This window comes from Staphylococcus pasteuri (assembly GCF_003970495.1).
In the GTDB taxonomy this organism is placed as follows: Bacteria; Bacillota; Bacilli; order Staphylococcales; family Staphylococcaceae; genus Staphylococcus; species Staphylococcus pasteuri.
This window is the reverse complement of record NZ_RXWW01000091.1, coordinates 147,073-161,602: the sequence shown is the minus strand read 5'-3', so window position 1 is coordinate 161,602 and position 14,530 is coordinate 147,073. Positions and strand designations below refer to the sequence as shown.

Below are 14,530 nucleotides of genomic sequence, written 5' to 3'. Positions count from 1 at the left end.
AGGACAAGCTGAAGACTACAGGCTGAAGCTGTCCCCTAAGAAAGCGAGCCGATAATACGAAGTATTATAAATAAAGAAACCAGTAAATGAGTTTTTAGATAAACTCATTTACTAGCTTATTTTCTAGGAGTTATTTCCCAGCCTAGTTACTTTTTTATGTGAATTGAATGGATAAAATAAATTATTCTAATTTACCTATACGAACATCATGAATGCCTGTGATAGGAAATGTAGTAGATAAATAATAAGATAGCCCAATAATGACTAATAAACTCAATATAAATATAAGATCTTTATATGAGAAAGGTGCTCTATAGTAATATGTTCTAGGCCCATCTTTAAATCCTTTAGATTCCATTGCAACAGATAATTGATGGGCACGTCTAATATTCTGACTTAATAATGGAATAATTAAATGTTTTAATCGTTTAAATCCTCGATAATTTGATTTATCGAGGATTTGGTATCTCATTTTTAAAGAACGTCTTAATTGAATTAATGAACTAATAATTAATGGAATCATTCTTATTGCAGCCATAAATGCATATGCTACTTTAGGTTTGACTTTTAAATGTTGCATTAAACTATAAAAAATCATAACAACTTGTGAAGTTATTGCAATTAGAATACCAAACATAGATACTGTAATCGTACGAAGTGATAAATGAATACCGCGAACAATACTTTCTGTACTAATTTGAATAATTCCAAATTTAAACAATATGTGATTTCCATCACCGTATAAAATCATAAATAATGATGATAGTAAGGCAAAGAATGTAGTTACTAATATAAAAGTACCAGTTATTTTAAATTCAGTTCCATTAAATATAATTAAAAAAATTAACATAAGTGTTACGATATATATCATGAAATCAAAGTTATGAATAAAAATAATAAAGAAAAATAACAGAACACCTAATATAAGTTTGGTAATAATATTAACATCATCTACGAAGGTATGTCGGATTTTCCAGTGTTCAAACATGTTGTTCACCTTCAATCTCTGTTAATTGCTTATTATTAATCGCCCATCTCCTAGTTGGATAGCGCTTAATGATTTCAGGGTCGTGCGTTACCATAATAATGCTTTGTCCTTTAGAAACTCTTTCTTGAAATAGTTCGATTAATTGGAAAGTATTATGGCTATCTAATCCAAACGTAGGCTCATCAAGTAAGATGATGTCTGCATCAGAACTTAACGCTGTTGCAACGCTTAATCGACGTTTTTGTCCCATTGAAATTTCATAAGGGTGTTGATTTTTTACATTAGTTAAATTAAGCAATTCTAATATTTGTAATGTTTTCTCATCTGCATGAGTTGAATCTAAATGATTATAATGAATAAAAATTTCTTCATATACTGAATTAGTAATAAATTGTAGTTCTGGATTTTGATATACAAGATACATATGTTGGGATGCATCTTTGATTTTACGTAATTCTTGATTTTGGTATGTCATTATACCTTTGTATTTAATTAACTGTAATATTGACTCTAATAAAGACGTTTTACCAGTACCATTTTTTCCAGTAATTGTAATCCATTCCCCAGAATTTATTGATAATTGGTCTACTTTAAATAAAGTTTTCTTACTACGAAGTATTTCTCCATTATTAAATTTAAATAATTGTTGTTGTATAGATGGCGTTATTTGTTTCGGTTCTGGGGCATGATTCCATGCTTTAGGATGCCATACGCCATATTCACTTAGCAGATGTTCAAAATGTTGTAAAATATGTTCTGGACTACCATCAGCGATAATTTGACCTTCATAGTTCATCAATAGGACTCTATCTACATGTTGCCAAATATGTTCTACTTTATGTTCTACAATCAGAACCGTTTGATCTTGCCATAGGTCTATTAGTCGCTGCCATAAATCTTCTGTAGCTTCTACATCTAACATAGCAGTAGGTTCATCTAAAAATAGGGTATCAGCTTGTTGCAAAATTGTTTCTACAATTGCTAGTTTTTGTTTCATGCCGCCACTTAGATGATTAATTTGTGTTGTTTCATTTACATTTAAGTTTACTGAGTTTAATGCATTTTCAATAGCTTCATCCATATCTTTTCTAGGAAGTTGTCTATTCTCTAATACAAAAGCTAATTCTTCATAAACTTTAGGCATACAAAATTGTGTATCTGGATCTTGAAAAATAACGCCATTATGGTCATTGATTTCTAAAGTGTCATATTTCATAGGTAATTCAATTAATTTTGGTACGATGCCACTTAATACATGGAGTAGTGTACTTTTACCAGAACCAGAAGGGCCGAGCAATAATACTTTTTCTTTGTCTTTAATTTCTAAATTAAGATCATCGAATATTTTTCGGTGACCATTTGGGTACTTCAAACGTAAATTTGTAACTTTTAGCACTTTAAAATCCCCTTATAATGAATCGTAGTCATCTTTAGATGCGGGTCTAAATAATTTAGTTACACCAGTTTGATCCAATGCTTTTACTAATAAGTAAGAAAGTAAACCAGATATAATGATGCCACTAAGTGCACGAAAAACAATAAATAAAATTAAATTCCATCCGGCAACTTCGTTTAAATATCCGTAATAGTAATCGACAGGGAATGAAATAAGTGCTGTAACCAATCCAGCTAAAATAGCAACCATAACTGAACGAGATTGATATTTAAAGATAGCGAATACAATTTCGCATGCTAAACCTTGTAAAAGTGCATATACGATTGTCGGAATATCAAATTTCCCCATAACAATTGTTTCACCAGCACCAGCTGCAAATTCAGCGAGTAAGGCGATACCTGGTTTAGGTATAATTAAATAACAAACTACTGCAGCCATAAACCAAACGCCATACGTTAATTGTTCAAGATGTAAGCCAGCAACTTGAGCAACATTGTAAAACAACCACCATAAATTATAAATGATTGCAAAAATAACAGAGATAAGCACTGTCACTAGTATCTCAGAAAGTTTTAAACCTTTTGACATAAAAAACATCCTCCTAAAAAAACGCACAACCTTCTCTAGGAAAGTTGTGCGCAAAACATAAGAATATGTCTAAACATACGTTTATATCTTCTGTTAGTTACACTTTCCTACGCTAGTATCTAGCTAGATCAGGTTCAAAGGGTTTGAGGGTTAACCTCATCTCAGTTCAAAACACCCCTAGTGCGTTCATTAATTTAATTTGTCTTTAATGTAAGTTTTTTCGTGAAGAATGTCAAGGCGGTATAGAATATAAAAGTATAAATTGATGTTAATTTAATATACTTTTAGACAACAAATACAATTCAAGAAAAATGAAGATTTTAGAACAATAATTTTAAAAGAAAGGGTATTTCAAATTAATTTATCAAAATAAAAAAAACTATGTAAATAGTATAACCTATCTACATAGCTTTATTTTTAATTCACTACACGTGCCTATCTGTATAATTAAAATTTAGTCAACTATTAGTTTAATGCATCGTCGATATCTTTTTTAGTTTGCTCAATATCATCAGATTTATTTTCTTTTTGCTCTTTTAATTTTTCTTCTGCTTCTTTTGCTTTTTCAGCTGATTTTTTATTTAATTCTTCGTTACTCATAATAAATCCACCCCTAATTGTGTTTTATTTGTTTACATACTACTTTTACCCAGTTATGCTAATATTAAACTTTTCTAGGTCTATAGATGTATTTAGTGATTTATTAAAGACAAGAAGAAGTTCTTCATATATAATAACTTTTGAGGTGAATAGTATGTCTTTTCTTAAGAAACACACCGAGATTATATTTAGTTATATTATCGGTATCGTTTCACTTTTCACAGGACTCATTATATTAATCAATTTACCACTTATTAAACAATTAAATGGTGATAAGAAGGTAAATACTCATGTACATAATATATGGGAATTCCTGAATGCATTTTTCGCTGAAATCATAAAAGTGATGAGTAGATTTATAGGGAGCTTCCCAATAATAAGTGCCATTATCATTATTTTATTTGGTATCTTAGTTATGTTACTCGGTCATACATTATTTAGAACAATTAAGTATGACTATGATATTTCTATTTTCTTCTTAGTTATAGGGATTATGTATTTCCTAATAACTTTAATTCTAATGATGCAAGTATATGGTTTCTTCGGTATCGTATTTATTATTCCATTCATCATTCATATCGGTTATATCGTTTATAAAGATGAATTAAATAGTAATAATCGAAAAAGTCACTATATGTGGATAATCGTATCTTATGGTATCAGTTATCTAATTACACAAATTGCACTGCATGGTCGTATTGACTCAAATGAAATTGAATCTATTGATATTTTAAGTGTGAATACATTCTTTATCATCATGTGGTTATTAGGACAAATGTCTATTTGGAACTTCTTATTCTTAAGACGAGCTTTACCGCTAACGAAACAAGAATTAGGGGAAGAAGAACCAGAATTATCAAGAACAAGTAAAGGTAACGTTTCAAATCAAACTAAAGTTCACTTAAAACAACTTCAAGATAAGACAACAGAATATGCACGTAATACTAGAAGAAGTGTCGATTTAGAAAAAATTAGAACTAAAAGAGATAAGTTTAAAGAAAAAGTTAAAAATATTGTTGATATCCAGGAAGATGATATTCCAAATTGGATGAGAAAACCTAAATGGATTAAACCAATGTATGTTGAAATATTCTGCGGTGTAGTTATTTTCTTCTTTACATTTTTAGAATTCAACAACAGAAATGCCTTATTCTTATCAGGTGAGTGGGAATTATCTCAAACACAATATGTGATTGAATGGGTAACATTGTTACTGCTGTTATTTATTATCATTGTATATATTGCGACAACATTAACTTATTTCTTAAGAGGTAAATTCTATTATCTTCAATTATTTATGGGAAGCATTTTATTCTTCAAATTATTAACCGAATTTATGAATATTATGGTTCATGGATTATTATTATCAGTGTTTATTACACCGACGCTATTACTAATGTTAATTGCAATCATAATTGCATACTCATTGCAATTAAGAGATAAACCAAAATAATACAATTGAAGTTATGCATGAAATAGATATGTATCGTTAACAATAATAATACGTATTTTTGAGCGGGTTACAGTTCCTTCTTATTAAAGATTGAATTGTGATACCGTTTTTTTTTTGTTAGAAAATAGGAGTAAGATGAAAAATTTGTTAAAATAGCGATTGAATTAAAATATTTACTTGTTAGCTTATAAAAATTAAAGTATAAGGCTTAATTGTGAATTTAAATTAATTTCCCGTAGAAATATATTAAAAGAGAGGTAAGTTAAGTATATGAAAATAGCAACTTTAAATAGAGGAAAAGAAACAAAATACCATAATCAATATCCACTAATAGACGAAGATGATATTTATGCACATGATCACCTGAAAGAGGGGGATTTATTCAAATTAGTAGATGGTAGGGAGCAATATATCGCAACCGCTTATGTAGGTCGACAACATAAAGGTTTAGGATGGGTGTTAAGTTATAATCCTTCTGAAGATATTAATACTGCTTTTTTCAAAAGACTATTCGAACAGGCATTGACTGAAAGAGAATATTATTACCATATTGATGGAACAAATGCTTTTAGATTATTTAATGCTGAAGGCGATGGTGTCGGAGGATTAACAATTGATAATTATGATGGGAACTTGTTAATTCAATGGTATTCAAAAGGAATTTATAAGTATCGTTACTATATTTTAGAAGCAATAAAATCAACATTTGAGTATCAATCTATCTACGAAAAAATGCGTTTCAAAGATACAGAGTATACTGGTGGATTTGTTGAAGGAGAACGTCAGACATTCCCAATTGTTATAGAGGAAAATTTCACATTTTATAATGTTGACTTAGAAGATGGATTAATGACTGGTATATTCCTAGATCAAAAAGAAGTAAGGAAAAAATTACGTGACCAATTTTCTGAGGGACGTCATATTTTAAACGTGTTTAGTTATACTGGTGCATTTTCTGTGGTAGCTGCACAAAATGCTTTATCAACAACAAGTGTAGATTTAGCTAATCGTTCAAGAGGATTAACAGAGGAAAACTTTGGACTAAATGCGATGGACCCTAAATCTGAATATATTTATGTTATGGATACATTTGATTTTTACAATTATGCCAAAAGACATGGTCATCAATATGACACAATCGTTATAGATCCACCAAGTTTTGCACGTAACAAGAAAAAAACATTTTCTGTTCAAAAAGATTACGATAAATTAATTGACGGTGCTTTAGACATCTTATCTGAAAAGGGAACATTATTGTTATGTACGAATTCTAGTGTATTTTCACTTAAAGCATTTAAAAATGTAATTAAAACGACTTTAGATAATGCTGAAGTTGAATATGAAATTAAAGAAGTTATGGGATTACCTAAAGACTTTAAAACACATCCTCACTACAAACCTTCAAAATATTTAAAAGCGATTTTCGTAAATATTGAGCATTAATTATTTGTAAACTGGGTATATAGTCTTATTGAATATGATTCTAGGAAGGTGAATTAGATGAGTATTAGAAATAAAATGACTAATAAAGTTACTAATACTGTTGGTAACAGAGTTTTAAATATTGAAGAAATTAAAGAAAAAAGTAATTTACCAGTAACTCAAAGTGAATTACAAGATAGACGAGAATCAGCAGAAAACCTCGTTAAGAAGAAATCTATATTATCATCTGGTATGAGTATTGTACCTATTCCAGGTTTAGATTTTGGTGTTGATATCAAATTAATGAGAGATATCATAAGTGATGTTAACAAAATCTATGGATTAGATCATAAACAAGTTAATTCATTAAGTGATGATGTTAGAGAACGTATTATGTCAGCGGCAGCTATCCAAGGTAGTCAATTCATTGGTAAAAAATTGACAAATGCTTTGATGAAAGTAGTTATCAGAGATGTTGCTAAAAGAACAGCTGCTAAACAAACGAAATGGTTCCCATTTGTTGGACAAGCAGTTTCAGCATCAATTAGTTATTATTTCATGAAAAAATTAGGCCAGGATCACATTGAAAAATGTGAAAAAGTCGTCAAAGATTTACTTTAAAGACTATAAATTGTTATAATTTTGTAGAAATATACTGAAACCGGTTTTAAAGAAATTGAATTTAACTATTGGTTTTGGTAAAGTTAAAGTATAAAAAATTATGTTAGATTGTAAGTATATTGAAGATTCTAACTTATAGAAGGAGAAATAAATTTATGGAACAAAAATCATATGTAATTATCGATGAAACAGGAATTCACGCTCGCCCAGCAACAATGTTGGTACAAACAGCTTCAAAATTTGATTCAGATATTCAATTAGAATACAACGGTAAAAAAGTTAACTTAAAATCAATTATGGGTGTTATGAGTTTAGGTGTTGGTAAAGATGCTGAAATTACAATTTATGCTGACGGTAGCGACGAAACAGAAGCAATTGAATCAATCAGTGATGTCTTATCAAAAGAAGGTTTAACTAAGTAATATGTCTAAATTAATTAATGGTATTGCGGCATCTGACGGTGTAGCAATCGCTAAAGCATACTTAATAGTTGAGCCAGACTTAACTTTTGACAGCAGTGAAACAATCACTGATGTTGAAGGTGAAACTAGCAAATTCAATAACGCTATCGAAGCATCTAAAATTGAATTAACTAAAATAAGAAATAATGCAGAAGTTCAATTAGGCGCTGATAAAGCAGCTATTTTTGATGCACATTTACTTGTTTTAGATGATCCAGAATTAATTCAACCTATCCAAGATAAAATTAAAAATGATAAAGTTAATGCTGCGACAGCATTAAATGAGGTTACTACTCAATTTATTACTATTTTTGAATCTATGGATAATGAATATATGAAAGAACGTGCTGCTGATATTAGAGACGTTTCTAAACGTGTTTTAGCACATATTCTTGGTGTTGAATTACCAAACCCAAGTATGATTGATGAAAGTGTTGTTATTATTGGTAATGACTTAACACCTTCTGATACAGCACAATTAAACAAAGAATTCGTTCAAGGTTTTGTTACGAATATTGGTGGCAGAACAAGCCACTCAGCAATTATGAGTCGTTCTTTAGAAATCGCTGCTGTTGTAGGTACAAAATCAATCACTAAAGAAGTGAAACAAGGTGATATGATTATTGTCGATGGTTTAACAGGTGATGTTATTATCGACCCTACAGAAGATGAAGTAATTGCTTATCAAAATAAACGTGAACGTTTCTTTGAAGATAAACAAGAATTACAAAAATTACGTGATGCAGATACTGTATCTGTAGATGGTGTTCATGCTGAATTAGCAGCTAACATCGGTACACCAAATGATTTACCAGGTGTAATTGAAAATGGTGCACAAGGTGTTGGATTATATCGTACTGAGTTCTTATACATGGGTAGAGATCAATTACCTACTGAAGAAGAACAATTCGAAGCTTATAAAAAAGTATTAGAAACTATGGAAGGTAAACGTGTCGTTGTTCGTACATTAGATATTGGTGGCGATAAAGAATTACCTTACTTAGACTTACCTGATGAAATGAATCCATTCTTAGGTTACAGAGCGATACGTCTTTGCTTAGCACAACCCGATATTTTCAGACCACAATTACGCGCGTTATTACGTGCCTCTGTTTATGGTAAATTAAATATTATGTTCCCAATGGTTGCAACTATCAAAGAATTCCGTGATGCTAAAGCTATGTTATTAGAAGAAAAAGAAAATCTTCAAAACGAAGGTTATGATGTATCTGATGACATTGAAATTGGTATCATGGTTGAAATTCCAGCAACTGCAGCTTTAGCTGATGTATTTGCTAAAGAGGTTGATTTCTTTAGTATCGGTACAAATGATTTAATTCAATACACATTAGCTGCAGACCGCATGTCAGAACGTGTATCTTATTTATACCAACCATACAACCCTTCAATTTTACGTTTAGTGAAACAAGTTATTGAAGCTTCTCACAAAGAAGGTAAATGGACAGGTATGTGTGGTGAAATGGCAGGAGATGCAACTGCAGTGCCATTATTATTAGGTTTAGGATTAGACGAGTTCTCAATGAGTCCTACATCTATTCTTAAAGCTAGAAGACAAATTAATGGCTTAAGCCAAAACGAAATGTCAGAATTAGCAAATCGTGCTATTGATTGTGCTACACAAGAGGAAGTTATCGAATTAGTTAATAACATTTCAAAATAATATATTAAAAAGCAACTAGGGCAATTAATTTTGCTCTAGTTGCTTTTTTGTTTGTTCATTCAAGATTATTTAATATTAAAAGCATCATTAATTTTATCCATATCAACTTGATACATAGGTTGGTTATCTAACAATATAAATGGGGTAGCAAACGCATCATAATCCATCATTTCAATACGATATTGATTATTTTTAATGTTTTTTTCTATAAAATCAACATTATTTGCTTTTAGATGATTTTTAACAAATGTACAAGGTGGACAATCGTCTTGAGTATATAATGTTATCTGTGACATCGAGAACTTCCTTTCTCTTAAATTTGTATAGACTTATCTTATAGATAAATTCTTAAAATATCAATGGTGTGAACATTGTGTGTCTTTTAATAAATTTTATATCAAAATTGTAAGCAGATGTATTTTGTTTGTGATACAGAAGATTTATAATTTTAAGCATTGTAAAATATTTAAAATTATAAGTACAAGGTGATTATATATGGATTCAGTAGAAATAAGCCGATTGCTTACAGGTATGACATTAGCAGTACATATCATATTTGCAACAATCGGTGTTGGTATGCCATTAATGTTCGTTATTGCAGAATTTCTTGGTATACGTAATAATGATGCGAATTATATAGCATTAGCAAGAAGATGGTCAAAAGGTTATACAATAACTGTTGCAGTTGGTGTTGTAACGGGTACAATTATTGGTTTACAACTATCACTTGTTTGGCCGACATTTATGAAAATGGGTGGTCATGTCATAGCCTTACCATTATTTATGGAAACATTTGCTTTCTTCTTTGAAGCAATTTTCCTAAGTATTTATCTTTATACATGGGATAGATTCAAAAATAAATGGATTCACTTTTTCATTGGTTTACCTGTGATTATCGGTGGGTCGTTCTCAGCATTTTTTATAACGTTAGTTAACTCATTTATGAACACACCTGCTGGCTTTGAAATGAAGAATGGTCGAATGGTGAATGTTCAACCATTAGAAGCAATGTTTAATTCATCATTTATTGTAAGATCATTTCACGTCGTTGCGACAGCAGGTATGACAATGGCATTCGTTCTTGCAGCAATTGCAGCGTTTAAGTTATTAAAAAATCGTCACCCGGAAGATAAAACATATCATTTAAAATCTTTAAAAATGACTATGATTGTTGGTTTTATATCAACATTATTATCTATGTTAGCAGGGGACATGTCTGCAAAATTCTTGCACAAAGTACAACCTGAAAAATTAGCAGCTTATGAATGGCATTTTGATACGCAGTCACATGCCAATTTAGTATTTTTTGGTGTATTAAACGACAAAACAAAAGAAGTATCTGGTGCTATTGAAATACCTGGAATGTTAAGTTTTTTAGCTGATAATAATACGAAAACAACAGTAAAAGGACTTAATGATTTTCCTAAAAATGAATTACCACCATTAATCGTTCATTATTTCTTTGATTTAATGGTATCTATGGGTGTATTTTGTTTTATTGTTTCTGGAATATATATGTTATTTTTAATCATTAAAAAATTACGTAAGTTTACAACTCATAAAGCTATGTTATACGGTATTTTATTAACTGGACCAGCTTCTATGTTAGCTATAGAGTTTGGTTGGTTCTTAACTGAAATGGGACGCCAACCATGGATTGTAAGAGGTTATTTAAGAGTTTCACAAGCTGCAACACAAGCTGGAGGCATTACGTTAGTAACAATACTATTTGGTTTATTATATTTAGTACTTTTAGTAACTTCAGCTTATGTTTTACTAAGAATGTTTAAAAATAAACCGGCAATCAATGATGTTGATCGAGTAATTAAAGAAAGAGGTGATAGCAAATGATGTATTCATATATAGGTATTACAGTGTTATGGATATTTTTATTTTGCTATATCATCGTAGCCTCAATTGATTTTGGTGCAGGATTCTTTGCACTCCACTCTAAAATTACTGGTGATGAAAAGAAAATTAATCACCTTATTGAAAGATATTTAAGTCCAGTTTGGGAAGTAACCAACGTATTTTTTGTATTTTTCTTTGTCGGTTTCGTCGGTTTCTTTCCGGATTCTGTTAAGTATTTAGGAACAGTGCTACTTGTTCCCGGTTCACTTGGAACGATATTGATTTCAATTAGAAATAGTTTTTACGCATTTGAAAATTATGGTCAAGATACTAAATTACCATGGATTGTCTTATATGGTTTAACAGGTTTGTTGATTCCGGCTGCATTAGCGACTGGATTAACGATTTCAGAAGGTGGCTATATAAAAGAAGTTGGTAATCATGTTGATTTGGAATGGGTTCAATTGTTATTAAGTCCTTTCGCATGGTCCGTAGTATTTTTAGCCATTATATCTGTACTTTATATATCTTCAGGATTCCTAACGTTTTATGCTAATAAAGCGAATGATAAACCAGCATACGATTTAATGAGACGTTGGCATATATTTTGGGGACCACCAATGATGATTATTTCATTATTTGTCTTTTTATCACTAAGAGTTCAAAATTCATATCATTTTAATAATGCTGTCTTTAACTATTGGTGGATGTTTGTTATTAGTTTTATATTTTTCTTAATTGCTGGTGCATTAACAATATTTAAGAAAAATCATGGCTTGGCATTTATTATGGTTATTCTACAGATGTTATTTGCCTTTTTCGGATATGGTATCAGTAAATTGCCATATTTATTACAACCATTTGTGAAAATTTCAAGTTCCCATGTCAATGATGAAATGGGTCTAGCACTTGTAATAGCATTTATTTTAGGTTTACTTTTATTAGTTCCATCGTTAATATTATTATTGAGATTATTTGTTTTCGATAAAGATTATGTTGAGGGCAAAAAATAATTTATAAAAGTTTATCAATATATAACAACGGTATTGAATCAATTTTTAAAGTGTTACATTAGTAAGGATTGATTTAGCCGTTGTTATTTAAATGTGTATATATTACGGAGGACAATTATGGAAAAGGAATACGTTGTAATTGGTTTAGGTCGTTTCGGTGGCAGTATTGTTCGTGAACTTAACGCCTTAGATATGGATGTCATGGCTATTGATAGTGATGAAAATAGAGTCAATGAATATAGCGATATTGCAACACATGCAGTTGTTGCAGATACAACAGATGAAGCAGTAATGAAAAGTTTAGGTATAAGAAACTTTGATCATGTTATTGTGGCAATTGGTGAAAATATTCAATCTAGTACTTTAACAACACTTATTTTAAAAGAATTAGGTGTAAAAAAGGTTACAGCCAAAGCACAAAATGATTATCATGCCAAAATATTAAATAAAATAGGGGCAGATACTGTTGTACATCCAGAACGTGATATGGGAAGACGTATTGCACATAATGTTGCAAGTGCCAGTGTATTAGATTATTTAGAATTAGCAGATGAACATTCAATCGTTGAATTAAAAGCTACAGAAAAAATGACTGGACAAACTATCATAGACTTAGATATCCGCGCTCAATATGGAATTAATATTATTGCTATTAAAAGAGGTAAGCAGTTTATAGTTTCACCTGATCCATATTTAAGTATTGAAATCGGGGATATACTGATTATGATTGGACACGATAATGATTTAGGTCGTTTCGAAAAGAATATCGTTAAATAAATAATATTAGTAATAAGTATGGATATACCCTACAATTCTAGCACTCAGATGAAGTAGATTAATTTCAATTCATCTGAGTGTATTTTTATGTTCTAATATTTTATTTTTCCAATACAAAAGCTCCCATAAGTGAAATTATCGAAGGATAATTATTACTTATGGGAGTTTATTATAGAATTATTGATTTTTATTTTCATTAACTTTCATAATAACCGGTAAAATCATTGGTCTACGAGCTGTTTTTTCAAATAAATATGGTTGTAATGTTTCAATAATTGAAGATTTAATTTGATGCCACTGTATATCTTTATTTTGATTTAATTTGGATATAACATCTGTTTTAATACGACGTTGTGCATCATATATTAATTGGCCAGATTCACGCATGTAAACAAAACCTCTTGATATGATATCTGGACCTGAAAGTAAAGTGTTAGTATTAAAGTCGATGCTAACTACAACGATTACTAAACCTTCTTCAGATAATAATTTACGATCTCTAATAACAACGTTACCTATATCACCAATACCGCTACCATCGACAAGGACATTACCTGAAGGGATTCTGCCTGCTTTACGAGCCGAATCATGTGTTAAGGCAAGTACGTCACCTATATCAAAGATAAATACATTATCTTTATCTACACCACAATCAACACCAGTTTCACCATGTGCTTTCAACATACGGTACTCACCATGAATAGGTAAGAAGTATTTTGGTTGAATTAAACGTAGCATAAGGGACTGGTCTCCACGTGAACCGTGTCCAGATGTATGAATATTAGAAATTTTACTATGAATGACATCTGCACCAGCTTTGTAAAGTGCATTGATTGTACGGTTAATACTTTTTGTATTACCAGGAATAGGTGATGAACTAAATACCACTGTATCTTCTGGGATAATTTTAATTTGTTTGTGTGTACCATTAGCAATACGAGATAATGCTGCCATTGGTTCACCTTGAGATCCTGTACATAAAATAAGTAATTCATGTTTAGGAATACTATTAATTTTACCTGGTTCTACAAAAGTTTCAGGTGGAGCTTTAATATAGCCTAATTCCATACCAATTTTAATATTATTTTCCATTGAGCGTCCGAATGTGACAATTTTTCTATTGTGTTTAACAGCGGCTTCTACTGCTTGTTGTACACGATAGATATTCGAAGCGAAGGTAGCAAATATGATACGACCTTTGCAATTACGGAAAATTTTATCGACATTTTGACCAACTTCACGTTCACTAAGTGTAAAATCTGGTACTAAAGCATTTGTTGAGTCAGATAGGAGACAAAGCACACCTTCTTCACCAAGTTTAGCCATTTTTGCAATATTAGCTGGTTCACCAACAGGTGTGAAATCAAACTTAAAATCTCCAGTATGAACAATTTTACCTTCTGGAGTATCCACAACAACACCGTATGCTTCTGGGATACTATGAGTAGTAAGGTAGAATGAAATTTCAAAGTGTTTTGATTTAATGACACTATCTTCATTAATTTCGTTCAGTTGAGCAGTACGTAATAAGTTATGTTCTTCTAATTTGTTTCTAATCAATCCTAAAGCTAATGGACCACCGTAAATAGGTACATTAATTTGCTTTAATAGGAAGGGCACACCACCTATATGATCTTCGTGTCCATGTGTTATGAACAGACCAACAATTTTATCTTGGT

The 14,530-nt window shown here is 30.7% G+C and carries 14 protein-coding genes and 1 riboswitch; of the genes, 8 read left to right on the top strand and 6 right to left on the bottom strand.

Translation table 11 applies throughout. The features are described 5' to 3' along the window. Nucleotides 1-181: 181 nt before the first annotated feature. The 4 genes from CD121_RS12095 to graF all read right to left on the bottom strand — a co-directional run bounded on the left by CD121_RS12095 (nucleotide 182) and on the right by graF (nucleotide 3,572). Nucleotides 182-988 carry an energy-coupling factor transporter transmembrane component T family protein gene (locus CD121_RS12095; protein ID WP_126568420.1) on the bottom strand — a complete coding sequence of 269 codons (807 nt, stop codon included), beginning with the start codon at nucleotides 986-988 and terminating at the stop codon, nucleotides 182-184. Continuing rightward, entirely contained in the window at nucleotides 981-2,384 is a 1,404-nt protein-coding gene (locus CD121_RS12090; RefSeq protein ID WP_126568417.1) for an ABC transporter ATP-binding protein, read from the bottom strand. The genes CD121_RS12095 and CD121_RS12090 overlap by 8 nt, the downstream gene beginning before the upstream one ends. Before the next feature lie 12 nt (nucleotides 2,385-2,396). Beyond that, nucleotides 2,397-2,972, bottom strand: a complete 576-nt coding sequence (locus tag CD121_RS12085; protein WP_017637047.1) for an ECF transporter S component — start codon at nucleotides 2,970-2,972, stop codon at nucleotides 2,397-2,399. Between the two features lie 87 nt (nucleotides 2,973-3,059). Then, a riboswitch (TPP riboswitch) is annotated at nucleotides 3,060-3,161 on the bottom strand. A gap of 276 nt (nucleotides 3,162-3,437) precedes the next feature. Continuing rightward, nucleotides 3,438-3,572, bottom strand: a complete 135-nt coding sequence (gene graF, locus CD121_RS12330; RefSeq protein WP_017637048.1) for a glycopeptide resistance-associated protein GraF — start codon at nucleotides 3,570-3,572, stop codon at nucleotides 3,438-3,440. A 154-nt stretch (nucleotides 3,573-3,726) separates the two neighbouring features. On the opposite strand from graF, the gene auxA reads away from it, so the two are divergent. From auxA to ptsP, 5 genes are all read left to right on the top strand, one after another. Continuing rightward, nucleotides 3,727-5,025, top strand: coding sequence for a lipoteichoic acid stability factor AuxA (auxA, locus tag CD121_RS12075; RefSeq protein WP_029055534.1), 1,299 nt, complete (start codon nucleotides 3,727-3,729; stop codon nucleotides 5,023-5,025). A 270-nt stretch (nucleotides 5,026-5,295) separates the two neighbouring features. Next, nucleotides 5,296-6,468 (top strand): class I SAM-dependent rRNA methyltransferase, encoded by a 1,173-nt coding sequence (locus CD121_RS12070; protein WP_070452807.1) that lies wholly within the window; start codon nucleotides 5,296-5,298, stop codon nucleotides 6,466-6,468. 57 nt (nucleotides 6,469-6,525) lie between these two features. Next, nucleotides 6,526-7,068, top strand: coding sequence for a hypothetical protein (locus CD121_RS12065; protein WP_017637707.1), 543 nt, complete (start codon nucleotides 6,526-6,528; stop codon nucleotides 7,066-7,068). Nucleotides 7,069-7,223: 155 nt separating this feature from the next. Then, nucleotides 7,224-7,490 (top strand): phosphocarrier protein HPr, encoded by a 267-nt coding sequence (locus CD121_RS12060; protein ID WP_017637706.1) that lies wholly within the window; start codon nucleotides 7,224-7,226, stop codon nucleotides 7,488-7,490. Between the two features lies 1 nt (nucleotide 7,491). Beyond that, nucleotides 7,492-9,210: a phosphoenolpyruvate--protein phosphotransferase gene (ptsP, locus tag CD121_RS12055; protein ID WP_017637705.1), complete on the top strand. Its 1,719-nt coding sequence runs from the start codon at nucleotides 7,492-7,494 to the stop codon at nucleotides 9,208-9,210. Between the two features lie 65 nt (nucleotides 9,211-9,275). On the opposite strand, the gene CD121_RS12050 is transcribed toward ptsP, so the two are convergent. Then, a complete protein-coding gene (locus tag CD121_RS12050; RefSeq protein WP_017637704.1) occupies nucleotides 9,276-9,506 on the bottom strand; it encodes a glutaredoxin family protein in 231 nt (76 codons plus the stop codon). Nucleotides 9,507-9,705: 199 nt separating this feature from the next. On the opposite strand from CD121_RS12050, the gene CD121_RS12045 reads away from it, so the two are divergent. The 3 genes from CD121_RS12045 to CD121_RS12035 all read left to right on the top strand — a co-directional run bounded on the left by CD121_RS12045 (nucleotide 9,706) and on the right by CD121_RS12035 (nucleotide 12,851). Further along, complete coding sequence (locus tag CD121_RS12045) at nucleotides 9,706-11,061, top strand: cytochrome ubiquinol oxidase subunit I (RefSeq protein ID WP_126568415.1); 1,356 nt, start codon at nucleotides 9,706-9,708, stop codon at nucleotides 11,059-11,061. Further along, on the top strand, nucleotides 11,058-12,074 hold the full coding sequence (locus CD121_RS12040) for a cytochrome d ubiquinol oxidase subunit II (RefSeq protein WP_017637702.1): 1,017 nt from the start codon (nucleotides 11,058-11,060) through the stop codon (nucleotides 12,072-12,074). The genes CD121_RS12045 and CD121_RS12040 overlap by 4 nt, the downstream gene beginning before the upstream one ends. A gap of 117 nt (nucleotides 12,075-12,191) precedes the next feature. Further along, nucleotides 12,192-12,851 carry a potassium channel family protein gene (locus CD121_RS12035; RefSeq protein ID WP_017637701.1) on the top strand — a complete coding sequence of 220 codons (660 nt, stop codon included), beginning with the start codon at nucleotides 12,192-12,194 and terminating at the stop codon, nucleotides 12,849-12,851. Between the two features lie 177 nt (nucleotides 12,852-13,028). Here CD121_RS12035 and rnjA read toward each other — a convergent pair. After that, nucleotides 13,029-14,530 (bottom strand): ribonuclease J1 (rnjA, locus tag CD121_RS12030; protein WP_257214302.1); only part of this gene is annotated, 1,502 nt, incomplete at its 5' end.

What these genes read in the sequence shown, in the direction of transcription:
- CD121_RS12095 (WP_126568420.1), bottom strand. Translation starts at nt 988, where the DNA reads ATGTTTGAACACTGGAAAATCCGACATACCTTCGTAGATGATGTTAAT.
- CD121_RS12085 (WP_017637047.1), bottom strand. Translation starts at nt 2,972, where the DNA reads ATGTCAAAAGGTTTAAAACTTTCTGAGATACTAGTGACAGTGCTTATC.
- graF (WP_017637048.1), bottom strand. Translation starts at nt 3,572, where the DNA reads ATGAGTAACGAAGAATTAAATAAAAAATCAGCTGAAAAAGCAAAAGAA.
- auxA (WP_029055534.1), top strand. Translation starts at nt 3,727, where the DNA reads ATGTCTTTTCTTAAGAAACACACCGAGATTATATTTAGTTATATTATC.
- CD121_RS12070 (WP_070452807.1), top strand. Translation starts at nt 5,296, where the DNA reads ATGAAAATAGCAACTTTAAATAGAGGAAAAGAAACAAAATACCATAAT.
- CD121_RS12065 (WP_017637707.1), top strand. Translation starts at nt 6,526, where the DNA reads ATGAGTATTAGAAATAAAATGACTAATAAAGTTACTAATACTGTTGGT.
- CD121_RS12060 (WP_017637706.1), top strand. Translation starts at nt 7,224, where the DNA reads ATGGAACAAAAATCATATGTAATTATCGATGAAACAGGAATTCACGCT.
- ptsP (WP_017637705.1), top strand. Translation starts at nt 7,492, where the DNA reads ATGTCTAAATTAATTAATGGTATTGCGGCATCTGACGGTGTAGCAATC.
- CD121_RS12050 (WP_017637704.1), bottom strand. Translation starts at nt 9,506, where the DNA reads ATGTCACAGATAACATTATATACTCAAGACGATTGTCCACCTTGTACA.
- CD121_RS12045 (WP_126568415.1), top strand. Translation starts at nt 9,706, where the DNA reads ATGGATTCAGTAGAAATAAGCCGATTGCTTACAGGTATGACATTAGCA.
- CD121_RS12040 (WP_017637702.1), top strand. Translation starts at nt 11,058, where the DNA reads ATGATGTATTCATATATAGGTATTACAGTGTTATGGATATTTTTATTT.
- CD121_RS12035 (WP_017637701.1), top strand. Translation starts at nt 12,192, where the DNA reads ATGGAAAAGGAATACGTTGTAATTGGTTTAGGTCGTTTCGGTGGCAGT.